Origin of the sequence: Gottfriedia acidiceleris (assembly GCF_004138285.1) — a bacterium.
Classification (GTDB): domain Bacteria; phylum Bacillota; class Bacilli; order Bacillales; family Bacillaceae_G; genus Gottfriedia; species Gottfriedia acidiceleris_A.
This window is the reverse complement of sequence record NZ_SCFN01000017.1, coordinates 38,009-60,983: the sequence shown is the minus strand read 5'-3', so window position 1 is coordinate 60,983 and position 22,975 is coordinate 38,009. Positions and strand designations below refer to the sequence as shown.

The window sequence follows — 22,975 nt, the reverse complement described above, 5'->3', positions numbered from 1 at the left end:
ATGATCGGCATTGGGGATGAAGGGAAAGTCAGCCTGCTCCCGATGTACGAAAAGTGGATTAATGAAAGTGAACTATTAATAGGAGGAAAGAGACAGCTTTCTTTTTTTTCTGAATTCGCCGGCGAAAAAATGGCGATTGAAGGCGGGCTTTATTCTCTAGTGGAACGGTTGCAGTCGGAGACTAGAAACGTAGTGATTCTAGCTTCAGGAGACCCGTTATTCTATGGAATTGGAAGCTATTTATCTTCTAAAATCGATTTGGATATTTATCCATATATAAGTTCAATCCAGCTTGCTTTTGCCAGAATGAAAGAAAGATGGCAGGATGCTTATTTTACTAGTGTTCACGGCAGGAGTATAAAAGGGTTGGCACAGCGAGTGGATGGAAAAAAAACAGTCGCAATCTTAACCGACACAGAAAATTCCCCAAATAAAATCGCTCAATATTTGCTTTCCTTTGGCATGACTGAATATGAAGCGTTTGTGGGCGAGAACCTTGGCAATGACAAGGAACGATGCCGCTGGTTTACCCTTTCTGAAATGAAGGATGAAGAGTTTTCACCGCTCAATGTAGTAATTCTTAAGAAAAAGGGGGAAAGCCCACATTGGCCGATTGGCATTGACGATTCGGAATTTTTACAGCGTAAACCAGATAAGGGCTTAATTACAAAAAAGGAAATTCGGACACTAAGCATTAGCGGCCTAAGGTTAAAAGAAGATAGCACAGTTTGGGATATTGGGACATGCACAGGTTCTGTTGCGATTGAGGCTGCGAAAATCGCCAGGGAAGGACAAGTGTTTGCCATCGAAAAGAACGAGGGCGACTTAGAAAACTGTAAGCAAAATTTAGCAAAGTTTCGTGTGGATGCAACACTCGTCCATGGGAAAGCACCAGAGGGACTAGAAACCTTCCCGGATCCGGATTCGGTATTTATTGGCGGGACGGCAGGTGGGATGGAAGACATTTTGGATATTTGCTGTAGCCGCTTGAAAGCGTGTGGACGCATTGTCTTAAATGCCGTCACAATTGAAAATCTATCAGAAGCGATGCTTGTGTTTAAAAAGCGGGGATATGAGACGAACATTACGCTTGCTCAAATATCCAGAAGTAAGCCCATTTTGAATTTGACAAGATTTGATGCATTAAATCCGATTTACATAATTGAAGCATGGCGCAAGGAAGGGGAGTAAACATGTTAGGTACATTATACGGCCTTGGGGTTGGCCCGGGGGATCCAGAGCTCATTACCGTTAAGGCGTTCCGTAAATTAAAGGAATCACCAGTGATTGCATATCCGAAAAAACAAAAGGGCAGCAAAAGTTATGCCCATCGAATCATTGATGTCTATTTTCAGTCGAACGAAAAAGAAATGCTGGGCCTTGTCTTTCCAATGACAAAGGATCCAGCCACATTAGAAAGAAAATGGACGGAAACCGTGGAAAATGTATGGGCGAAGCTGCAGGAGGGAAAGGATGTTGCTTTTGTAACTGAAGGGGACCCTCTTTTATACAGCACGTTTATTCATATGATGCGTTTGATGCAGCAGAAGTATCCGCAAGTTCCGATTGAAGTTGTTCCGGGGATTTCGTCCATCAATGGGGCGGCTTCTAGGCTGGGAATTCCATTGGCAGATGGGGATGAGCATGTGGCAATTGTTCCAGCACGGGAAGACTATGAAACCATGAAAAAAGTCATTCAAGACAATGATTGTGTCATTTTTATAAAAGTAGCGAAAGTGATTGATTTAATGCTAGAAGTATTACGAGATTTAGATTTGCTTGACAAGGCTTCAGTCGTCACAAAGGTAACATCGGATGAAGAAATTATTTGGAGGGCAGATGAGCTCGAAGGAGCTGAGCTTGAATATTTAACACTAATGGTGGTGAGAAAATGAAGCTTTATATCATTGGTGCCGGACCGGGTGATCCAGATTTAATCACGGTAAAAGGTCTTCAGCATCTTCAGGAAGCAGATGTTATTCTATATGCGGATTCTCTTGTAAACGAAGACTTAATTGCAAAAGCAAAACCTTCCGCCGAAATATTGAAAACCGCCGGGATGCACTTAGAAGAAATGGTTGACGTCATGGCTGACCGAATTCTACAAGGGAAAAAGGTTGTTCGTGTACACACGGGCGATCCGGCTGTCTATGGGGCGATTATGGAACAAATCGTCTTGTTAAAGAAGAGAGGAATCGAAATAGAGATTGTTCCAGGTGTGAGCTCTGTGTTTGCGGCCGCCGCGGCCGCTCAAGCTGAGCTGACGATTCCTGATTTAACCCAAACCGTGATCCTGACAAGAGCCGAGGGTAGGACACCTGTGCCAGAATTTGAAAAGCTGGCGGATTTAGCAAAACATAATTGCACGATTGCGCTTTTCTTAAGTGCGACGTTAACGAAGAAACTTGTCAAGGAATTGATCGGGGCAGGATGGAGCAAGGATACTCCTGTTGCGGTTGTTTATAAAGCGTCGTGGCCAGATCAAAAAATTGTCCGGACCACACTGGAACGCTTAGACGAGGATATGCGGGTAAACGGGATTCGTAAACAGGCGATGATTTTAGCAGGATGGGCGCTGGATGAAAACATCCACGAACAAGATTATCGTTCCAAGCTTTATGACAAAAAGTTTACACACGGATTCCGCAGGGGGGTGGAATCGTAATGATCGAGCTGCAAGAAGCGCAAAGGGCGGTCATCCAGCAGAAGGGGGACTATGCGGTTGTCGCCATTACAAAGCATGGGGTCGAACTGGCTCGAAAGCTGGGACATTCGTTTCAAAATGCCGATGTGTACTATATGGCGAAGTTTGAAAAAGGAGATGAGAAGAACAAGGACATCCAGTTATTTACCGGGAGCGTTCGCCTTCTTCTGCCCTCTCTTTTCGAGGCCTATAAGGGGCTGATCATTATCATTTCCCTTGGGGCCGTGGTACGAATGATTGCACCTATTTTAAAGGATAAAAAAACAGATCCTGCGGTTGTCGTTATCGATGACAAGGGCGAACATGTGATCAGCGTGCTGTCAGGCCATATCGGCGGTGCCAATGAACTAACGAAAGAAGTGGCGGCCACTCTACATGCCCGTCCCATTATTACCACAGCTTCAGATGTACAGGGAACGATTGCGGTTGATTTGTTCGGGAAACGATTTGGCTGGATTTGGGACTCGGCTGATAAGCTGACGCCCGTTAGCGCTTCGGTTGTGAACGAAGAAAAAATCGCCGTGGTTCAGGAGTCAGGCGAAAAAGACTGGTGGCCATATGACCGGCCGCTACCAGGAAATATTCAGCCGTATTCATCGATCCAAGAAGCGCTGGCCGCAAAGCCAGATGCTGCCTTAGTAGTAACCCATCGGAATTTATCCGAAGACGATACGGAGATTTTACATAATGGTGTTTTATATCGACCAAAGGTGATCGTCCTTGGATTGGGCTGCAACCGCGGGACCACTGCAGCGGAAATCGAAGCAGTAATCGACGAAACGCTTGAGGAATTAGGGTTTTCAAAAAAAGTGTCAAAGCAGTTTGCACGATTGATCTAAAAAAGGATGAAGCGGGACTGCTCGAAGTGGTGAAAAAAAACCGTTGGGAGTTTATTTATTACACACCAGATGAATTGAACTCCATTAAACTTCAGAACCCTTCTGAAACAGTCTTTAAATTTACCGGTGCATACGGCGTCAGTGAGCCGGCTGCCTTATTGTACAGCGCAGCGGAACATCTAACGTTGATGAAGAAGAAATCAGGTAATGTCACCATATCAGTAGCGGTGATTCCCTATTGAGAGAGGAGGGAAATAGAATGTCTACTCGTAGACTTTTAATTGCAGGGACAGGCAGCGGTGTCGGAAAAACAACGCTGACAATCGGGCTGATGTCTGCTTTAAGGAAAAAAGGCTATACCGTTCAGGGCTTTAAATGCGGTCCAGATTATATCGATCCGACCTATCATACGGCGGTCACGGGGAGAACGTCAAGAAACATTGACAGCTGGATGCTCAACCACGAGATGGTCAAAGAAATTGTCAACCGAGCAAGTAATGGGGCGGATATTTCCGTCATCGAGGGGGTAATGGGATTCTTTGATGGGAAAAATCCTCTAAATAATACAGGATCAACTGCCGAAATCAGTCTCGTCACCGAAAGTCCGGTCATTTTGGTCGTGAATTGTGCCAGCATGGCCCGTAGTGCGGCGGCCATTGTGAAGGGATTTCAAGCGTTTCTGAAGGAAGCCAATATTGTCGGAGTGATCGCCAATCGGGTGGGTAGCGAAGGCCATTTTAAAATCGTTCAAACCGCGATTGAGCAAGAATGCGGTATTCCCGTCCTTGGCTATTTGAAAAGAAACGAGGAACTCTCGATTCCGGAACGGCATTTAGGGTTGATACCATCCGTTGAACGGGGAGAATTGGATCCATTTTTTGAGCAATTAGGTGATTTAGTCCTTGAAACCGTTGATGTAGATTCTATATATGACTTGGCACAGGCCCCCTTTTTAAAGATAAAAGAATCCCAGTTTAAAAGAGCGGAGCAGGCAACTGTTAAAATTGCAGTCGCACGAGATGCTGCTTTTAATTTTTACTATCAGGAAAACCTCGACATGTTAGTAGCCGCCGGAGCCGAGCTAATCGAGTTCTCTCCATTAAAAGGTGAATGCCTGCCGGAACAAGTCGATGGCTTGTATATCGGTGGCGGTTTCCCAGAGGAATTTGCGGAGGAGCTGACCAAACAGACAGAGGTAAACAACTCGATTCGAACGGCCATTGAAAAAGGACTGCCAACCTTGGCGGAATGCGGCGGTTTTATGTACTTAACTGAATCGTTGGAAACAACGGATGAAACGAGTTACAAAATGGTCGGAATCATTCCTGGAAAGGTGAAAATGCAGACAAAACTAGCTACTTTGGGATACCGGGAAATCACTGCAGAAGAAGAAAATTTCTTGTTAGCGGGAAATCTGAGTGCAAGAGGCCATGAATTTCACTACTCCACCTTTCATCCGAGAACGGTTTTTGAACCGGCCTACCAAACGAAAGGAATGCGTGGGTTTAAGCAAGAGGGCTATAGGAAAGGGAATTTAATTGCAGGTTATACCCATTTTCATTTTGGCTCATGCCCTGAGCTTGTCGAAAATTGGGTGGAGAAATGTAAGGAGTTCAAACAAAATGACTAAAGCTCTTCCACTTATGTTTCAAGGTACCAATTCGGATGTTGGCAAAAGTGTTATCGTGACCGCCTTTTGCCGGATTTTCGCACAGGACGGATATAAAACGGTTCCGTTTAAATCACAAAATATGGCATTAAATTCCTATATCACAGTGGATGGAAAAGAAATCGGCAGAGCACAGGGAGTTCAGGCCGAAGCCGCATGTATTCAGGCAACCACCGATATGAACCCGATTCTACTAAAGCCGAACCGGAATAACCAATCCCAAATTGTCGTCCATGGTAAACCATATAAAAATATGGAAGCAGGAAGGTACCGCCGGGAATTCTTTCAAACGGGATTGGAACTTATTCAACAATCACTGTCCACCCTGTCCCAAAATTATGAACGAATTGTAATTGAAGGGGCTGGTAGTCCGGCCGAGATTAATCTGAATGACCGGGAAATGGTTAATATGCGGGTCGCCAAAATGGCGGATGCCCCTGTGATTTTAATTGGGGATATCGAAAAAGGCGGAGTGTTTGCTAGTTTAGTAGGAACCCTTCAGCTGATGGAACCAGAGGACCGCGATCGAGTAATTGGTGTAATCATCAATAAATTCCGCGGTGATCTCCGCCTGCTAGAATCTGGTTTAACGTGGTTTGAGGAGTATACAGGAAAACCCATTCTCGGCGTGATTCCTTACTTGGAGAATCTAAATATTGATGCCGAGGATTCTGTGATTTTAAATCAATATACATATACTCAAAATACTGAAAAAGAATTGGATATCGCGGTGATTCAGTATCCGAAAATCTCAAATTTCACCGATGTCGACCCGTTTTTTGCTGAGCCGGATTGTCATGTCCGTTTTATAACGAGAGCGGATCAATTACTCCATCCAGATTTAGTCATTCTCCCGGGCAGCAAGAATACAATTGAAGATTTACTGTTTTTACGAAAGAGCGGCATCGCTCAAAAAATAGCAGAATTACACAAAAAGAAACACTCCGTTCTTTTCGGGATCTGCGGCGGCTATCAAATGCTCGGTGATAAAATTGAGGATCCGTTGGCAATCGAGTCTCTCCATAAAGAAATCGAAGGACTTCAGTTTCTGCCAATTGAAACTACCATTACGAAAGAAAAGACGACGATCCTATCAAATGGGAAGTTGCATCTTTTCGGAAAAAACTTTCATGTGACAGGTTACGAGATTCATATGGGTAAAACCGCGGCGACAGGAACGTCCCATGGGCTTATTTTTACAAATGAAAAATGGGATGGTTGTCATTCCCCAGACGAAACCATCATTGGCACTTATTTTCATGGAATTTTCCATAATGATGAATTTCGTGAGGAATTACTTAATCAGATCCGCCGTAAAAAGGGATTGGAGCCCATCCACATGCGCCCATCTTTTAACCAATTGCGGGAAGAAGCGTTTGACCGGTTGGCAGAACATGTAAGGGCACATGTTAAACTAAATGTCATTGAACATTTAATGAAGGATTATCAAAAAAGGAGATCATCCAATGAATAGCGTAAAAACAGGAATTCAGCCTCTTGATAGAGAAATGGGACAGCAAGTTCGTGAGTATATCGAAACGTTAACCAAACCTCCGGGAAGTTTGGGGAGATTAGAGGAATTAGCCATTCATCTGTCGGAAATGACATCTGAATCATTCCCGGTCGTGTCACCGCCCGGTGTGATAGTTTTTGCCTCCGATCATGGTGTAGTCGAAGAAGGGGTGTCCGCTTTCCCACAGGAAGTTACCGTGCAAATGGTCATAAACTTTTTAAACAGCGGTGCGGCCATCAATGTTTTTAGCCGGCAAATCGGAGCCATGTTTGAAGTCGTCGATATCGGTGTGGCAGCAGATATTGAGGCTGACGGGTTAGTGAATAGGAAAATTCGCTATGGAACCAACAATTTTTGCCAACAAGATGCAATAACAAGAGCAGAGGCCGAACAAGCCATCGCTGTTGGCTATGAACGGGCAGAACAGATGATTAAACAAGGAATCAAATGCCTAATTGTTGGTGAAATGGGGATCGGTAATACAACGTCAAGTAGTGCGATTGCAGCGGTTTTAAGCGGGCAGGACATCGATGTACTCGTCGGTCGAGGAACAGGGATTGCACAAGAAAAAATTCGTCATAAACAAGAGGTCATCACAAGGGCGATAAAGGAAAGGAACCCTGACCGGAAGAATCCCATCGATATCTTAGCAAAAATTGGTGGTTTGGAAATTGCCGGAATGACAGGTGCAATGCTCTCCGCCGCTCAAAATCGGATTCCGATATTGGTAGATGGGTTTATTTGCACGATTGCAGCTCTTTTGGCAAGGGAAATCTGTGAGACAGCAGCGGAGTATATGATTGTTGGCCATCGTTCCGTCGAGCCTGGACATGAAATTGCGCTGCAGTTATTAGGCAAGAAGCCACTACTTGATTTAGATTTGCGGTTAGGAGAAGGAAGTGGAGCAGCAGTGGCCTTTCCAATCTTACAATCAGCGACCTTAATGCTGAAAGAAATGGCAACTTTTGCATCAGCTGGAATTTCAAATGAGTGATTTAGGAAGGAGCGAGAAGATGACAAATGGAAAAGTGTATCTTGTTGGTGCTGGACCGGGAGACCCTAAGCTGATCACGGTTTACGGGATGGAGTGTATCCAACAGGCGGATGTGATTTTATATGACCGTTTAGTAAATGAGGAACTGTTGAAGTATTCAAAGGCGGAGGCAGAGTTGATATTTTGTGGAAAACTGCCAGGAAAACATCAGATCATTCAAGATCAAATTCACCAGCTGTTAATTGAAAAAGCCAGTCAGGGCAAGACTGTCACTAGATTAAAAGGAGGCGATCCCTGCATTTTTGGCCGTGTCGGTGAAGAAGCGGAAATTCTCGCAGAACATGGGATTCACTATGAAATAGTGCCAGGGATTACAGCTGGTATTGCAGCGCCTGCTTATGCCGGAATTCCTGTGACCCATCGCGATTATGCTTCCACTTTCGCGATCGTCACAGGCCACGGCCGTGCAGAAAAGGGTGAGGATCAATTAAATTGGTCAGCTCTCGCTCAAGGAATCGATACGATTGCCTTTTATATGGGAATTGGGAATTTACCTTATATTGTTTCCAGATTAATAGAGAACGGAAAAAGCCCTGATACGAAAGCCGCCGTTATCCAATGGGGGACCACGGCCAAGCAGAAAACGGTGACCGGAAGTTTAAAGGATATCGAAGTCCGGGTTCTAGAAGCCGGGATTACTCATCCAGCAATTGTTCTCGTGGGTGATGTGGTCGGCCTTCGCGAGAAATTACGCTGGTTTCAAGAAGCAGAAGAAAAACAATTAGTTGGAATAGGGAGGGTCTAAGATGTCGATTTTAGCGGAAATCAAAAGCCGAAGAGCGATCCGTGATTATGCGGCTCGAGAGGTCGAGGACGAAAAGATTCACACCTTATTAGAAGCAGCGACATGGGCACCGAATGACCGGATGCGTGAACCATGGAGCTTTTATGTGATTAAAGGCAAAGCAAAAAAACGCTATGAAGAGTTGGCCAATGAATATCTACAGGAACGCTTTCCAACCAAACCAAATTTAATCGAAAGCTCATTAAAGGTACTAAAAACAACACCGGTCCATATCGTCGTTACCGCTGACATCGTTCCAGACGATGAAGAGGCATCTGCCGATAATGAATATGCCGTATGCTGTGCGATCCATTCGATGTGGCTTTCCGCCAAAGAATTGGGATTAGGTCTGGTCTGGCGGACAAGGGGAGTCGGACTTGTTCGTGACCAACGAATGTATGAGTTTATTGGCTCACCCGAAAACAAGAAAATCATCGGTAATTTGTTTATCGGTTATCCCGATCTAGCAGTATTAAAAAAGGCGAAGGTGCCGGCTCGGACATCCTTTAAAGAAAAGACAGTCTGGCTGTAACGAGGAGTGAAGCGTATGGAAGAGGTAACTGAAAACAAAGCAAAGCGCGGTCTTACATTAGTTTACACCGGTGATGGAAAAGGGAAAACGACGTCAGCCCTTGGGCTCGCAGTTCGTGCCGCAGGACGGGGAAAACGAGTGCTTATGATTCAATTTATTAAATCGCCTGAACGAACGTATGGGGAAAAAATTACGTTCAAAAAATTAGGGATTGAAATCGTGCAGACAGGAATCGGCTTTACGTGGACGAAAACACCAGAGGAACATCGAGCAGCCCTAAAAACCGCGTGGTCTTATACAAAAGAAAAGGTCCTTGGCGGCTATGATGTTGTCATTTTAGATGAACTAAATAATGCGCTCGCGATTGATAAATTCCCAATAGACGATGTCCTTCCGTTAACAGAAGTAATTGAGTTGATTCAGCAGCGCCCTAAGGGGATGCATTTGGTGATTACCGGACGGTCCGCCAAAGAGGAAATCATCGCTTGTGCGGATTTAGTAACCGAAATGAGGCCCGTTAAGCATTATTATAACGAAGGAATTCCTGCCGTGAAGGGAATTGAGTTTTAATGGTCTATATTGAAAAATTTGGACATGGTGGCGATTTACTGACGGCTCAACAATTGTTTGGTAAAGATTCATCGCAGTTGTTAGATTTCAGTGCGAATATCAATCCACTCGGTCCACCTACTAGTGTAATTGAGTTGATAAAGAAGCAACTGGAGTCGATCTTCCATTATCCCGATCCCGCCCATCGTGTTCTCAAACAAAAGCTGGCGGAAAAACACTCCGTTTCACCAGAACAGATTTTGATAGGAAATGGAGCAGCTGAGTGTATCGCCCTTGCGATTTTAGGATTGCAGCCTGAAACAGTGGGAGCCGTATATCCTTGTTTCTCGGAATACGAACAGCTTGCTAGAGCTTATGGTGCTACCATCAATTCATTGGTTGGCAGGGAAGAAAATGATTTTAAGCCTGATCAATCGGAATTCCTTCAATTAATAGCGAAAACCGATCTTGTATTTGTCGGACATCCCAACAATCCCACTGGTGTAACATATTCGAAGGAAGAACTTGTCGAGATGGCAGAACAGGCAAAGAAGACAAATACATATTTGATAATAGATGAGGCATTCATTGATTTTCTTCCGATCGACACACGAATCACGCTGCTTGAGGATTTGCAACGTTGGAAACAAGTAATCCTGGTACGCTCGATGACAAAGTTCTATGCGATCCCTGGTCTCCGGCTAGGGTATATGGTGGCCGATCCAACCCTGATATTAAAGCTGCAGGCAAAACAAGTAACTTGGAGTGTCAACCAAATGGCCCTATTGGCTGGTGAAGCGGTCCTAAACGAAAAAGTATACGAGGAAGCAACGATTACCCTAATTCAGGAGCAAAGAAGCTTTGTCAAACTAGCCATTGAAGAAAAGCTTGGGTGGAAGGTTTTTCCGGGACAAGCGAATTTTCTGTTAGTTAGGATAACAGCTGGCATCACGGCGGCTGAATTACAGTGGCTCATGGGTCATAAAGGAATCTTAATACGCTCCTGTAACATGTATCCGGGGCTAACGGATCAGGATTTTCGGATTGCGATTCGAACCGAAGAAGAAAATCAATGCTTAATCCAAGCTTTAATTGAAGTAAGTAAAGAGGTGAATCCATCATGACCTTAACCTATGTCACTGGAGGAATTCGCTCCGGAAAGAGTGAATTTGCGGAACGCTTGGCTTTCAGTCATGTAGGAAGAGTCCTTTATGTTGCGTTCGGAGTTCAAACCGATCAAGAAATGGAGAAAAGAATTGATAGCCATAAGAAGCGGCGCCCAAGTGAATGGGACGTATTAGAAGAACCGAACGAACTAACTTCCGTTCAAACCGTCTATCAAGGCTACGATGTTATTTTAGTTGATTGTATTTCTTCGTGGCTGTCCAATCATTGTATGTGGTTAACAGATCAGGAACTGAAGGATGAAAACAAGAAAACCAGTTTAATAGAGGAAGTGGATCTTTGGATTAAGGTAATACAAGAAAATCATCAGCATGTGATTGTCGTTTCTAATGAGGTAGGTCTAGGTGGTGTCGCGTTATCGTCGTTGGGGCGTTTTTTTCAGGATGTTCTAGGAAAAATCAATCAATTATTGGCAGCAGAAGCAGATGAAGCATACACCGTCTTTTCCGGTCTGCAACTAAGGCTAAAATAATGAAGGCGTTCCTAGCAGCCCTGATGTTCCTGTTCCGAAGATAGAGGTTTCAAAAATCGATTGGAAAAAAAGCCCTGTTTATTTGCAATGATCGGTTTGTTGATTGGCAGTTTGAATAGCTATGGTAATGGAGTGGAATGATCAAACGAAGTTGTTTAGATATCAAATTAAAGATAAAAGCGAGGAGAAAAAGGTGCAGCCATTTCGCAAGCAGAATCAGTATACATCTAGAATATGGCCGGAAATAACGATAGTGAAAAAAGAGGAGCATCTCTTATTTCAGTTCCCACGGAGATTGGCTGCCTTGTTTATGAGGCCATATGTGAAGCAGTAAGGAATCAGGAGGGCTGAGAATTCGATGTTAGTTCATGCCATTAATATTGTTATTGCTTATCTTATTGATCGAATCATTGGTGACCCCCGAAAGCTGCTACATCCGGTGGTCATCATTGGGAAGTCTATTAGTCGTTTGGAAAAAGCGATTCGTTTTTTCATCGTAAAGGAAAGGTATTTGAAACTGGCAGGACTCTTATTTCCTATTTTGATTGCTGGCGGCAGCTATTTAATCGTTGCTTTGCTGCTTTTCGGCCTCAATCAGGTGAATCACGTTCTTGCTGTCATTGCGGAAATCTGGTTAATTTCAACGACCATCGCGACAAAAGGATTGGCTGATGCAGGGTTGGAAGTATTCCGACACTTGAAAAATCAGGATTTAAGGTCTGCACGACAAAGTCTGGGAATGATTGTCGGAAGAGATACAGAAAACCTTGAGGAAAGTGAAATTTCGCGGGGGGCAGTGGAAACCGTAGCCGAAAACATTGTCGATGCCATTATATCACCGTTATGCTTTGCCCTTATCGGGGGTGCCCCGCTTGCAATGTTGTACCGAGCGGTTAATACGTTAGATTCGATGGTAGGATATAAAAATGAAAAATATCAAAACCTAGGCTGGGCCTCGGCTCGACTAGATGATCTATTAAACTATTTGCCTGCCCGGTTAACGATTGGAATGATGCTGCTTGCTTGTTCGATTAAACGTCTCGATATACAAGGCGCTTGGAAAATGATAAAACGGGATGCTAAACTTCATCCGAGTCCAAATAGCGGTTACCCAGAAGCGACGATTGCAGGTGCACTTCAGATACAACTTGGAGGAACGAATTATTATTTCGGTAAAGTCTCTGAACGGGCAAAGATGGGCGAACCATTACGGAAGATCAAAGCAGATGATATTTTACATACAGTAACGGTTATGAAAACTACCTCCATTATCTGTGTCGTATTATTTATGGTACTTTCGATATTAGTGGAGCTTTCCATGAAGTAAGGGGATAGGAGCCTGTACAATGAAACTAGGAAGAGGAAGCTGCAATGGCACATTTGGAGAATTGGTCCAAGGTATCATGGAAGAGCGTCCGTTTTTAATCACTTTGCCTATCCAGAGTTTACGAAGTGAGGCTAGATTTGTTCCTGACGCAGCCGTTTCCCAGATAAGGGTCGTAAATTCAAAAATGAAAGCGAAGAAAGCGGGTGAATCGTTACTCCAACTTTTTGGGATAAGAGAAGGTGGGTATCTTGAAATACATTCCAATATCCCTGCCGGCAAAGGGATGGCTAGCAGTTCTGCGGATATTGTTGCTTCATTAAGAGCAATTGCTGACAGCTATAGTTTTCCGCTCACAAATGAAATGATCTCGATGATTGCCGCAAAAGTGGAACCTACCGATGGGGTAATGTATGAGGAAGTCGTGGTCTATGAATATATTAAAGGTCAGCTGATTGCAAGCTTTGGGACCTTACCCCCATTCATCCTCGTTGGTATCGATCTTGGTGGTATGATCAACACAATAGAATTTAATGAAGTTCCGAAAGTGTACAGCCAGGACGATCAACAGCAATTTATTAAAGCTTTTGATCTGGTTACAAAAGGGTTTAAGGAAAAAAATATAACTTATATTGGCGATGCAGCAACCCTAAGTGCAAGGGTGAATCAAAAAATATTGCCAAAGCCTGTTTTTCCTTTATTAGATCAGTTGGCCGATCGCTATCAGGGCGGAATCGTTGTCGCCCACAGTGGAACGGTCGGGGGTATTTTACTAGATGGAAATCTTCCAAACAGTGAATTGGTAGTTTCACACTTAATTAGGGAAATGTCACTCGCTTACAAAGGTGTACCTATAAATTTATTTCATTATGAAAGCAAGGAATAGATAATGATTTGAATGATTCACAAAGTTTGACTACAAAAGGGTGGTAACATGTTTAGTCAAGAGGAACGAAAAGTGATTTTTCAATTATAAAAGGAGAGTTGACCGCACTTTTCTCCCGGATGTCCTCATAAATCCTCAATCTGTCAAAGGGTTAGGATTGATTTTTTATGTTGCAACTGTTTAAAAAAGGGAGGAATTTTTTTTATGGAAACTTTATCAATGTTTTTACTTGTTTTTGTATTGGGGCTTAGGCATGGGTTGGATGCTGATCATCTTGCCTTTATTGATGGACAAACTCGTTATAATTGGAGAATGGGCAGTTCGTTTGCACGTTGGGTGGGAACATTATTTTCATTGGGTCACGGAGGAATGGTAGCATTAACAGCAGGTATTTTAGGAATGGTGATACAGAATTTTTCATTCCCTGCTTATTTTGATAATATTGCTTCATGGGTGTCGATTTTTTCTTTATTCCTAATTGGAACGTTAAATACATATAATCTGTTACGCACTAGAAACAATCACGAAGAGTTTCAACTTAGCGGACTAAAGGGAAAGTTTATCCCAAAAATTGCCAAGGGGACTACAAATCCTTTTCTTATTATTTTAGTGGGAGCTTTGTTTGCCTTGGCTGCCGAGACAGTAAGTCAAACCGCCGTCTGGTCTTTGGCGGCAGGAAGCGTAAGTGAATATACCCCTATATTTTTAGGGCTAGTTTTTATGTTTGGTATGATGATTACGGATACAATTGATTCGATGATTATCTATAAAATGGTTAACCAGTCCAGCAAAATCGGTCAAGCTGCGTCAAGACTAATGGGTTGGGTGATTGTTGTCTTGGCATACGGAGTTTCCTTCTATCTGGCATTTACTTTTTTTAACCCTTGGGCAGAACTAGATTTCGAAATCGTGGGAGTCATTCTTTTCATTTTCTTAGTCACATCATTTATCTTTATAAGCGTTTACTCAAAAAAACAGAATCACAAAATAAATACTATGAATTAATTATAAAGCTCTGACAATTTTATAGTGTCAGAGCTCTTTTATTCTCTATAATAATCGTCCATAAAATTGCGTAAAATATGAATCTATTAGGATGAGATTATGCAGATGTACCGTGAAATTGTCGCATATGGAACTGCAGTTTTAGTCGAGAAAATATGATTAAAAAACCTTGTCATTTCAAGGTTTTTTGACGCATTCATTGCGAGTTTTGGGAATGACGTGAATGGATTTCTTTTCGTTTCGGATTTCTTACTGTCGGCATTGTAATGGTTTCGTCTTAAACAACTAGAGATCAGAATATATTAAATAATGAATAGGTAGACTGGTCCTTCGAGTCTGTTGGTTTTAGTGTCCCACATTCGGAACCAAAAAAGCATCCTTACTGGATGCTTTTTATCTGTGTCACGATTTCATTGTGTTCGTTAATTAATTTCGTTAACTGTTCCGCCAGCTGAGGATCATGTTTTTTCGCTAAGATGGTTTTTACGACGTCGATGGCTTCGCGCGTCTTAATTAATTCTTTTTGTAACTTTTCGACTGCATTCAATTTCCCCATGTGACACCCTCTTCCTTCAGTTTAGTTGAACCGGTCAATAACTGTCCGTTAAGCATACCAAATAAAGCGGTGAAATGCACTCATAAAATAAGCGAATGAAGAGAAACATCATTTATACACTAAACAAAAGAGATTAAATGGTCATGAAGTAGAAGTGCCTCCTTCTCTTGCGCAATGTAATTAAGAGATTGTCTAAATCGAGAGGCTTCTTTAATTCTTACGGATTTTCGCATACTTTGTTGTGATGGTAAAAACAAGGTCCCTAGCAGTAGCTAGTGATCTACTTAAAATCCTCTCCATCTCTTTTTTATGTAAAAATAAAAGAGCATACCAATCTGGTATTACTCTTTATCTTTCCGAACGGAGACCGCTGAATCAATCACAATTCCATTCTTAAATTTAACTGCTGACGGTCTTACTGGGGTGTTAATGGAAACGGCTAATTTAATTAAGAGTCAAGCTGCTTAAGTGGTGAAGGAGAACTCCCTTCCAAATTAATAGGTAAAAGAAAGTAACTATTGTTATTAAAATAAACGGAAACGATTTTGAGAATTTTACTAGTTTTCGGATTTGCCCAATCGTCCCAAATCTTACCTTTTTAGTCAATAACATTATTTTGCTAAGCCTGTATATGGTTACGCCAACCAAATGGATTATGTTTTAGGTGAACTAAGAAGAAATCCAACTTCATGCAAAGCTGTAATTGCTACGGCGGTCTTTTTTTATTGGACTAAATAGAGGTTAGTGTAATAAGACATACATATGGAATTACAGAAACTTAATAGATGCTTATTTGTTTTGCTTCTAAGGACAAATTTTAATTCCAACTGGAACTGCATAAAATTAGACTAATGACCAGCAAGAAAGGTGATGATTAGTGTCGACAATAGACCTCGAAATCAACCCTTCTTCAGTAATATACCACAGTTGATAAGAAATGATGGTGCCGGTTGGTGGGATTTGGGTCCACGGGATATTGGCGAGACCTTCCATTAGAATTGTAAGGAGGGATTAAAGTGAAACGTGAAATTTGTCCGTGTTGTGGTTACCCAACATTAGAAGAACGTGATAAATGTGATATCTGTATGTTATGTCATTGGGAAGACTTGCCATTCGGCGAAAATTTTGAAGATGTCGATCCAAACAATGATTCCTATATCGCGGAATCAAGAAGAAACTTTAATAAGTATTACATTATGTATAGTGAAAAAAGAATTCTCGATATGCAAACTCCTCAGAAGATTGAAGCGAAAAAAGCGTTAATCAGTGCCTATGAAGAATTAAAAAAAGGCAATTCCGATCCGGTAACATATAGGAAGCTTTGGAGAAAAGCAAAGTGTTGCGAGTACAATTTAATGAGGGAAAAAGGGTATCTGGATGGAATTGTTTTCTGCGTGGCCAAAACGTTTAAAGAAGTGCCTAAATCGGATGAATATATAAATTTGGGAGATAACGCACACTATTTCCTTATGAATAAAGAAGGTTTTTTTTCTCGTGATTTAACAAAGAATTCTATACAAGTTGATATGCTGCTTTTCTTAAATGATCGTGGGAAAAAGAAATTCAACACGCAAGAAATTAATGAATTAATCCATATCTGTGAAACGTTAGTAAATATGTATACAAAAAATACTAGAGAGGAACAGGAAATAAAAGAATTTGCAGAAGATTTAAAAGATTTATCTCAAAATGCTTTAAGTATGGGCAAGTTTGTAATTGCTGTAGGAACGAAATCTAATTTATTCCATTAATTGGTCGTTTTTCGAATAGAAACGGTTAGCTATCTTTCTTAAGGGGAAATCAAAATTAGCCCAAAAATTGCAAATTATTCATATTATACGAACGCATGCATTAGTTGAACAACAAGATCGGCTGTGTTGGTTAATTTTTTTATTAAGCTAAATGGCAGTTTAGTCATAATGAACGAAACGCTCCATTTTGCTTATCGTAAGTTGCAGTTAAACACAATAAATGAGGTGGTTGGGCTACATAAGTGCCATGTGGAAAGTTTAATTCTAGTATTGCCCATCCGCGTGAAGTGATGAAGTCGGCTATTTTAAACAATGCGGCTTCTATTAATATTATTCATCAGCAACCAAGCGGAGATAGTACACCGAGTAGGGAAGTCATTGAAGTAACTAAGCGACTTGTTGAAGCAGGAAAAAATCATTGGCATTGAAGTCCTTGACTATAACATCGTTAGTTATAAAGGGAATCATTACAGCTTAAAAAAGCACTTAAACATGTTCCACAAGACTACAGAGAGCAATCTTTTTTAGTAGAATTGTTTTGTATGTTTACCATCATGCTGTTGGGAGTTAAAGCAATTGAAGATAAAGAATTTATGCTACTTTTAGGGATACAATCTAGTGGTCTCTTTAAAAAAGCATATAAATAAACTTATAATAAAAAATAAGCCTTTCTCACTATGAGAAGGGCTTAATTAGTCTACTTATTATCTTTCACATGCAATTTTATCTTTATCTCTATCTAGTCCTTTATTCTTGTCATATAATGCTTTTGAAACAAACGGCTTGTACTTAGTTTTTCCACCTTTATTTTTAACGTTCTTAGCTTGTGCAACTCCACCAGGATATACTTTATTCAACGCCTTACAATTTTTATATTTAACGATTTTTGTAGCAGCGTGCGATGTATCACTTACACCTGTAGACATTCCTAAAATTAGTCCTGTTGATAATAAAATAGAACATACTTTTTTCATAGTAAATCATACCTTTCTTTTATGTGTTGTTTGAAATTATCCTTTCCTACTTAACGAAAATAATCCTTTATCATTTTTGTAGGGACATAGTAACCCCCACTTAAAACAGAAATTCCATAGATTGCTTCAATACCTGATCTATTTCTAGTAGAGTCACTTCGGTACGATTCATTGGATTTTTGTCACTACCCCAATAAAAAGTTCGGAAACGCTTACAAACCGTCCGGATAAAATTACGAATAATTCCTCTGTATTTGATGACAACAGTAGTTAATTATTACTGCAAAAATTACAAAAATATTAACAGTCTGAAGTGAATATTGAATGTTCGGAAACTTATTTTGTAAGGTCTTATTATTAAAATTACGGATATATTTCTAATAAGCAGGTGAACAATTTTTTTCATGGGGAACTTTTGTTAAGGCGTGTAGTAGTAGATGAGCCAAGATCGTTATACGGAAAATATGCTGATGAAAGTAGCCTGGTACTACTATAAAGAGAACTTAACTCAAAATGAGATCGTTGATTTACTAGAATTGTCAAGGGCCAAGGTTGTTAGGATGCTGGAGCGGGCCAGGTCTGAAGGAATTGTACAAATCCAAATTAAAGGAATTGGTAAAAATGGTTTAAGTATCGAAAAAGAATTCAAGGAAGCCTTTTATCTAAAAAACGCCTATATTATACCAACCCCTCTAAATAAAGTGGATTTGAGCGATTCTTTATCAAAGGCAGCTGCTCAGTATTTACAGAACAAACTGCGGCCAATTGATATGGTTGGCCTAGGTTGGGGAAGAGCCGTTTCCAGAACGATTGAATACTTGACAATTGAACCCATTAGTCATAGTTCAATTGTGACCTTAACTGGGGGAGTTCATTACTATCTCCATAATCGTCGCCAAAAAAAAGGGCGGTTTGGAAAAGTTTCAGGATATTCATGTAATTCCTGCTTCATTTTTGGCTTCAACCGAAGAAATGGCAGGAAAATTCTTATCTGAGCCTTCAATTTAGGACATTCTCGAGCTGGCTAAATTCACAAAATATATCATTGTTGTAATTGGCGGAAATATCCTGATGCCACGATTATTCAGGAAGAAAAAATGACCATGAACGAACTGACATTTATTAAACATCAGAATGCAGTCTGCGATATTTTAGGTCAATTTTACGATCGAAATGGTAAAATTATCGATTTGCCACACCATAAAAGGTTAATCAGAACGGACTTGAAGAGTCTAAGAGCCTTAAATGTTATAGCTGTGGCTGGTGGTGAGAAAAAATTGATGCCATTTACGGAGCTTTAAAAGGTAAGTATATTACGACGTTAATAACAGATGAAGCTACAGCTATTTTATTACTCAATATGGAGGTGAAATAAATTAATGGCGTACATTCTGGCATTTGATGCTGGTACTGGTAGTATTCGCGCTGTTTTGTTTGATCAATTAGGAAATCAAGTCGGGTTTTCACAAATAGAATGGAACCATTTATCAAATGATAAGTATCCAGGATCAATGGATTTTGATTGGGAAACAAACTGGAAGTTAGTTGTTCAGTGTGTAAAGTCTGTTATTGAAGAAACAGGAGTTGACGCAAAAAATATAAAAGCGATAAGTGCCACGAGTATGAGGGAAGGAGTTGTCCTTTATGATGAAACGGGTAAGGAAATTTGGGCTTGTGCAAATGTAGATGCTCGAGCTTCGGATGAAGTCAAAGCATTAAAGGAATTAGATCCTGAATTAGAATACAAGATTTATAGGTTATCAGGTCAAATGTTTGCATTAGGGGCACTGCCTAGGCTTTTGTGGATAAAAAATCATTTACCAGAGATTTATGAAAAAGCCACGGTCATGACTATGATTAATGATTGGATTCTTTATAAATTGTCAGGGAAACTACAAGTGGATCCTTCAAATGGGTGTACTACAGGGATATTTGATATTGAGAAAAGGAATTGGGAAAGTGATGTAGTAAAAATGTGCGGACTAAAAAATAATTTATTTCCGCCGGTAAATGAAGCTGGTACCGTTATCGGTTACGTGACAGATGAAGTAGCGGCGTATACAGGTTTGAATTCAGGAACTCCGGTTATTTGTGGAGGCGGAGACGCTCAAATGGCTTCTGTTGGTGTCGGTGCGGTAAAAGCGGGGCAAGCCGTTGTATCAGGTGGATCTTTTTGGCAGCAGGAAGTCAATGTGAGACAGCCCTTAGTTGACAAAAGTGGCCGTATCCGGGTTAACTGCCATGCAGTGCCTGAATTATGGCAGCTAGAAACCATTGCTTTTTTCCCCGGGCTCGTAATGAGATGGTTTCGTGATGCATTTTGTGATTTGGAAAAAACAGAAGCAAAAGTGACCGGTCGAGACCCGTATGAAATTTTAGAAGAAAAGTCAAAAAATGTTCCAATCGGGGCAAATGGGATTATTCCTATATTTTCAGATACGATGAATTATAGCGCTTGGCGCCATGCATCTCCATCATTTATTAATCTCACTCTAGATCCTCAAAGGACTGGTAAAAAAGAAATGTTTAAATCGATTCAAGAAAATGCTGCGCTTATCACACTAGGAAACTTAAAGATTATAGAAGAAGAAACTGGTTATTATCCAAGTGAAGTTATTTTTACAGGTGGTGCCTCGAAAGGAAAGCTTTGGAGTCAAACCCTAGCAGATGTCCTTGGAGTACCAGTGAAAGTACCTGTAGTTAAAGAAACAGCAGCACTAGGCACCGCATTATTTGCGGGGATTGGCATAGGAATTTATGAGAATATCCATCAAGCAGTTAATCAAGTTGTAAAGTGGGAGAGGACACATATACCTAACAATGAAAACCATGACCAATACCTAGAAATCTATGAAAAATGGAGAAGTGTATATTTAGAACAGCTTCAACTTGCTGATCGTGGTATAACGACTCATATGTGGAAGGCACCAGGTTTGGAATAATGTTAAAGGGGGGAAGGGATGAAGAAAGTTCACGAAAATGACTTCGATTATCGGTTTGGCGACAACGGGCCAAAATATTTAACAAAAGGTCCGAACATAGATATTGGTGTGGTTGTATTGAAACCAGGTCAAGACTTCCAAAACCATTATCATACAGTTTGCGAAGAAATTTTCTATATTCTAGAAGGGCAGATAGATTTCTATATTAATGGTAATAAAGTTCCTACAATACCAGGTGATATGATTCAATGCCGCCCAGGCGATGCTCATTACCTTATCAATCAAACTGATAAAACCTTTAAAGCCCTCTTCATTAAATCTCCGCATATTTTGGAAAGAGATGTTGTTAATATAAAAAATCCAGAAATCAAGTTAAGGAGTGAATAGATAGTGAGCTGGGGATTTCAAAATCGATTAAACAAAATTTTACCAAATAAGAGGGCAGTTATGCTTGCGATAGATCATGGCTATTTCTTAGGGCCAATAAGAGGTTTAGAAAAGCCTGAGGAAACTGTCAGAGACTTACTTCCATACACGGATTCGCTATATTTAACAAGAGGTACACTTGCAGCGTGTATTCCGAAAAATACGGAAAAACCAATGGTTCTTCGTGTTTCAGGCGGTCCTACAACGTTAGGGAAGGACCTAGCGAATGAAAGGATCGTTACTTCAATAAAAGAAGCAATTCGCCATAATGTTGTTGGTGTAGGGGTTTCAGTTTTTATCGGATCTGACTATGAAACTCAAACAGTAACAAATCTAGCTCATGTTGTAACTGATGCTCATGATTACGGAATACCTGTACTCGGAATTACTGCAGTTGGAAAAGAGCTTGAAAAACGGGATGCTAGGTTCTTAGCATTAGCTTCAAGAGTTCTAGCTGAAATGGGAACCGATATTGTTAAGACTTATTACTGCGACGACTTTGAACAGGTAACGAGTAAGTGCCCAGTTCCAATAGTTATTGCAGGTGGCCCAAAATTTGATACAATACGTGAAGCACTAGAAATTACGTATAATGCTATGGAGCAAGGTGCAGCTGGTGTGGATATGGGAAGAAATATTTGGCAATCTCAGCATCCTCTTGCAATGATCCAAGCGATACATTCCATCGTTCATAAAGGATTCACAGTAAATGAAGCGGTAGATTTATATGAATCTTCCTCAAAAGTAAAAGCTTAAAATGTGTAAAAAAAGGATAGCTTGTACAATAACACCCTTATTGTACAGAGCCAGTATCAGCAGAAGTGGTTAGTAAACAAGGCTTTAAAGTTACGACAAGTCCAAAAACAATAACAATATCACGAAAAAAATTAATCAATTAAGAAAAGTGTAGGGATGTAAAAATTTCTTGCACTTTTTTATTAATTTAAAAGATTGTTAGTTTTAATAAGTGAAAATTGATACGAGCAACGTGTTTTCCCAGTTTATATAGTAACTCGAAAATGCAATTACACTACAGTTAGTCCCAGTTCTTTTAAAAAAGAGACTGATCTTTTTTGTAGTTTATAGAAATCTTTCAATAGCCGTAGTATCAAATTAAATAAAAAAGACGATACCCTAAGATACTGTCGTTCCATTCTCTTATATATAGATTGGTGGGAAGTTGTTTTCATACAGGTTAGTGATTTACTTTCCGAAAAATTCGGCCACTATTTGAGGGATGTTTTCTTTTCCTTTGTACTTGCTGTCTCAAACTGCGCTTGTTTCTGTTCTTGAGTAAATGCTGAAAACATTTGCTTTAATAGTTTATTTTCCATAAGCACTTTTCATGTCTTTCCTCTGCCTTTTGTTCATACCCCTTTAATGCCTTTTCTACTCTAGCATTAACCAGATCCCTCATTAGCCCAGATTGAATTTCATAATCCCATATGTCTTTATGAGTTGAAAAAGTTCTATGTTTCTTTACTATCCCTCTCGATGTCAAAACCTTCATTTTCTAGGATACTTACACAATGTCTAAAAGTACTTTCTTTAATGTTAAAAATGAAAAGTCGATGCTACACTCCTAAAATTTTATTATTTAATATAAATACTATATTTATATCTAAAATTTTGGTAATATAATAAAAAAGTAGTTTGCAAGAAAAAGTAATTAAAATCATTACTTCTTAATTTTTCATCATTTTATGAAACGAATAAAAAAATGTCCACTAGGTTATTTGAATAAGATAGAATTACAAAAAGGATTTAGTCGTATTATTCATTAAGGATCTAGCTAACTTGGTACGAATTA

21 protein-coding genes and 2 pseudogenes are annotated in these 22,975 nt (G+C 40.5%); 21 read left to right on the top strand and 2 right to left on the bottom strand.

Annotated features, from left to right (window positions below; genetic code table 11):
* From cbiE to EP747_RS18910, 15 genes and pseudogenes are all read left to right on the top strand, one after another.
* Window positions 1–1,191, top strand: a complete 1,191-nt coding sequence (gene cbiE, locus EP747_RS18980) for a precorrin-6y C5,15-methyltransferase (decarboxylating) subunit CbiE (protein WP_129691691.1) — start codon at window positions 1–3, stop codon at window positions 1,189–1,191.
* Window positions 1,192–1,193: 2 nt separating this feature from the next.
* On the top strand, window positions 1,194–1,895 hold the full coding sequence (cobI, locus tag EP747_RS18975; protein WP_129691642.1) for a precorrin-2 C(20)-methyltransferase: 702 nt from the start codon (window positions 1,194–1,196) through the stop codon (window positions 1,893–1,895).
* Complete coding sequence (cobM, locus tag EP747_RS18970) at window positions 1,892–2,665, top strand: precorrin-4 C(11)-methyltransferase (RefSeq protein WP_129691641.1); 774 nt, start codon at window positions 1,892–1,894, stop codon at window positions 2,663–2,665. The genes cobI and cobM overlap by 4 nt, the downstream gene beginning before the upstream one ends.
* Window positions 2,665–3,785, top strand: a pseudogene (locus EP747_RS18965) (cobalt-precorrin 5A hydrolase). Before cobM ends, EP747_RS18965 begins: the two are co-directional and overlap by 1 nt.
* 17 nt (window positions 3,786–3,802) lie before the next feature.
* On the top strand, window positions 3,803–5,173 hold the full coding sequence (locus tag EP747_RS18960; protein WP_129691640.1) for a cobyrinate a,c-diamide synthase: 1,371 nt from the start codon (window positions 3,803–3,805) through the stop codon (window positions 5,171–5,173).
* Window positions 5,166–6,686 carry a cobyric acid synthase gene (locus EP747_RS18955; protein WP_129691639.1) on the top strand — a complete coding sequence of 507 codons (1,521 nt, stop codon included), beginning with the start codon at window positions 5,166–5,168 and terminating at the stop codon, window positions 6,684–6,686. The genes EP747_RS18960 and EP747_RS18955 overlap by 8 nt, the downstream gene beginning before the upstream one ends.
* A complete protein-coding gene (cobT, locus tag EP747_RS18950) occupies window positions 6,679–7,719 on the top strand; it encodes a nicotinate-nucleotide--dimethylbenzimidazole phosphoribosyltransferase (RefSeq protein ID WP_129691638.1) in 1,041 nt (346 codons plus the stop codon). The genes EP747_RS18955 and cobT overlap by 8 nt, the downstream gene beginning before the upstream one ends.
* Window positions 7,720–7,738: 19 nt before the next feature.
* On the top strand, window positions 7,739–8,524 hold the full coding sequence (gene cobA, locus EP747_RS18945; protein WP_129691637.1) for a uroporphyrinogen-III C-methyltransferase: 786 nt from the start codon (window positions 7,739–7,741) through the stop codon (window positions 8,522–8,524).
* A 1-nt stretch (window position 8,525) separates the two neighbouring features.
* Window positions 8,526–9,095: a nitroreductase family protein gene (locus tag EP747_RS18940; RefSeq protein WP_129691636.1), complete on the top strand. Its 570-nt coding sequence runs from the start codon at window positions 8,526–8,528 to the stop codon at window positions 9,093–9,095.
* 15 nt (window positions 9,096–9,110) lie between these two features.
* A complete protein-coding gene (cobO, locus tag EP747_RS18935) occupies window positions 9,111–9,665 on the top strand; it encodes a cob(I)yrinic acid a,c-diamide adenosyltransferase (protein ID WP_129691635.1) in 555 nt (184 codons plus the stop codon).
* Window positions 9,665–10,768, top strand: coding sequence for a threonine-phosphate decarboxylase CobD (gene cobD / locus EP747_RS18930; protein WP_129691634.1), 1,104 nt, complete (start codon window positions 9,665–9,667; stop codon window positions 10,766–10,768). The genes cobO and cobD overlap by 1 nt, the downstream gene beginning before the upstream one ends.
* Window positions 10,765–11,301, top strand: a complete 537-nt coding sequence (gene cobU, locus EP747_RS18925) for a bifunctional adenosylcobinamide kinase/adenosylcobinamide-phosphate guanylyltransferase (protein WP_129691633.1) — start codon at window positions 10,765–10,767, stop codon at window positions 11,299–11,301. Before cobD ends, cobU begins: the two co-directional genes overlap by 4 nt.
* Window positions 11,302–11,659: 358 nt before the next feature.
* Window positions 11,660–12,628, top strand: coding sequence for an adenosylcobinamide-phosphate synthase CbiB (gene cbiB / locus EP747_RS18920; protein ID WP_129691632.1), 969 nt, complete (start codon window positions 11,660–11,662; stop codon window positions 12,626–12,628).
* A 19-nt stretch (window positions 12,629–12,647) separates the two neighbouring features.
* Window positions 12,648–13,511 carry a kinase gene (locus EP747_RS18915; RefSeq protein WP_129691631.1) on the top strand — a complete coding sequence of 288 codons (864 nt, stop codon included), beginning with the start codon at window positions 12,648–12,650 and terminating at the stop codon, window positions 13,509–13,511.
* 204 nt (window positions 13,512–13,715) lie between these two features.
* Window positions 13,716–14,516 carry a sodium:proton antiporter gene (locus EP747_RS18910; protein WP_129691630.1) on the top strand — a complete coding sequence of 267 codons (801 nt, stop codon included), beginning with the start codon at window positions 13,716–13,718 and terminating at the stop codon, window positions 14,514–14,516.
* A gap of 379 nt (window positions 14,517–14,895) precedes the next feature.
* Here the strand turns inward: EP747_RS18910 and EP747_RS24365 are convergent, their stop codons facing one another.
* Complete coding sequence (locus EP747_RS24365) at window positions 14,896–15,072, bottom strand: hypothetical protein (protein ID WP_165347151.1); 177 nt, start codon at window positions 15,070–15,072, stop codon at window positions 14,896–14,898.
* 1,016 nt (window positions 15,073–16,088) lie between these two features.
* Here EP747_RS24365 and EP747_RS18905 point away from each other — a divergent pair.
* Window positions 16,089–16,823: a CPCC family cysteine-rich protein gene (locus EP747_RS18905; RefSeq protein ID WP_165347150.1), complete on the top strand. Its 735-nt coding sequence runs from the start codon at window positions 16,089–16,091 to the stop codon at window positions 16,821–16,823.
* A gap of 242 nt (window positions 16,824–17,065) precedes the next feature.
* Window positions 17,066–17,251 carry a JAB domain-containing protein gene (locus EP747_RS25250; protein WP_328590746.1) on the top strand — a complete coding sequence of 62 codons (186 nt, stop codon included), beginning with the start codon at window positions 17,066–17,068 and terminating at the stop codon, window positions 17,249–17,251.
* 276 nt (window positions 17,252–17,527) lie between these two features.
* On the opposite strand, the gene EP747_RS18895 is transcribed toward EP747_RS25250, so the two are convergent.
* Window positions 17,528–17,797, bottom strand: coding sequence for an excalibur calcium-binding domain-containing protein (locus tag EP747_RS18895; protein WP_098809045.1), 270 nt, complete (start codon window positions 17,795–17,797; stop codon window positions 17,528–17,530).
* 437 nt (window positions 17,798–18,234) lie between these two features.
* On the opposite strand from EP747_RS18895, the pseudogene EP747_RS18890 reads away from it, so the two are divergent.
* From EP747_RS18890 to lsrF, 4 genes and pseudogenes are all read left to right on the top strand, one after another.
* A pseudogene (locus EP747_RS18890) lies at window positions 18,235–19,172 on the top strand (sugar-binding transcriptional regulator).
* Between the two features lie 4 nt (window positions 19,173–19,176).
* Window positions 19,177–20,739 (top strand): autoinducer-2 kinase, encoded by a 1,563-nt coding sequence (gene lsrK / locus EP747_RS18885; protein WP_129691628.1) that lies wholly within the window; start codon window positions 19,177–19,179, stop codon window positions 20,737–20,739.
* Between the two features lie 18 nt (window positions 20,740–20,757).
* Window positions 20,758–21,126 carry a cupin domain-containing protein gene (locus tag EP747_RS18880; protein ID WP_129691627.1) on the top strand — a complete coding sequence of 123 codons (369 nt, stop codon included), beginning with the start codon at window positions 20,758–20,760 and terminating at the stop codon, window positions 21,124–21,126.
* 3 nt (window positions 21,127–21,129) lie between these two features.
* Window positions 21,130–21,921, top strand: a complete 792-nt coding sequence (gene lsrF, locus EP747_RS18875) for a 3-hydroxy-5-phosphonooxypentane-2,4-dione thiolase (RefSeq protein WP_129691626.1) — start codon at window positions 21,130–21,132, stop codon at window positions 21,919–21,921.
* Window positions 21,922–22,975 lie beyond the last annotated feature (1,054 nt).

Coding starts and splice junctions, on each gene's coding strand:
- cbiE (WP_129691691.1), top strand. CDS start 1: ATGATCGGCATTGGGGATGAAGGGAAAGTCAGCCTGCTCCCGATGTAC.
- cobI (WP_129691642.1), top strand. CDS start 1,194: ATGTTAGGTACATTATACGGCCTTGGGGTTGGCCCGGGGGATCCAGAG.
- cobM (WP_129691641.1), top strand. CDS start 1,892: ATGAAGCTTTATATCATTGGTGCCGGACCGGGTGATCCAGATTTAATC.
- EP747_RS18960 (WP_129691640.1), top strand. CDS start 3,803: ATGTCTACTCGTAGACTTTTAATTGCAGGGACAGGCAGCGGTGTCGGA.
- EP747_RS18955 (WP_129691639.1), top strand. CDS start 5,166: ATGACTAAAGCTCTTCCACTTATGTTTCAAGGTACCAATTCGGATGTT.
- cobT (WP_129691638.1), top strand. CDS start 6,679: ATGAATAGCGTAAAAACAGGAATTCAGCCTCTTGATAGAGAAATGGGA.
- cobA (WP_129691637.1), top strand. CDS start 7,739: ATGACAAATGGAAAAGTGTATCTTGTTGGTGCTGGACCGGGAGACCCT.
- EP747_RS18940 (WP_129691636.1), top strand. CDS start 8,526: ATGTCGATTTTAGCGGAAATCAAAAGCCGAAGAGCGATCCGTGATTAT.
- cobO (WP_129691635.1), top strand. CDS start 9,111: ATGGAAGAGGTAACTGAAAACAAAGCAAAGCGCGGTCTTACATTAGTT.
- cobD (WP_129691634.1), top strand. CDS start 9,665: ATGGTCTATATTGAAAAATTTGGACATGGTGGCGATTTACTGACGGCT.
- cobU (WP_129691633.1), top strand. CDS start 10,765: ATGACCTTAACCTATGTCACTGGAGGAATTCGCTCCGGAAAGAGTGAA.
- cbiB (WP_129691632.1), top strand. CDS start 11,660: ATGTTAGTTCATGCCATTAATATTGTTATTGCTTATCTTATTGATCGA.
- EP747_RS18915 (WP_129691631.1), top strand. CDS start 12,648: ATGAAACTAGGAAGAGGAAGCTGCAATGGCACATTTGGAGAATTGGTC.
- EP747_RS18910 (WP_129691630.1), top strand. CDS start 13,716: ATGGAAACTTTATCAATGTTTTTACTTGTTTTTGTATTGGGGCTTAGG.
- EP747_RS24365 (WP_165347151.1), bottom strand. CDS start 15,072: ATGGGGAAATTGAATGCAGTCGAAAAGTTACAAAAAGAATTAATTAAG.
- EP747_RS18895 (WP_098809045.1), bottom strand. CDS start 17,797: ATGAAAAAAGTATGTTCTATTTTATTATCAACAGGACTAATTTTAGGA.
- lsrK (WP_129691628.1), top strand. CDS start 19,177: ATGGCGTACATTCTGGCATTTGATGCTGGTACTGGTAGTATTCGCGCT.
- EP747_RS18880 (WP_129691627.1), top strand. CDS start 20,758: ATGAAGAAAGTTCACGAAAATGACTTCGATTATCGGTTTGGCGACAAC.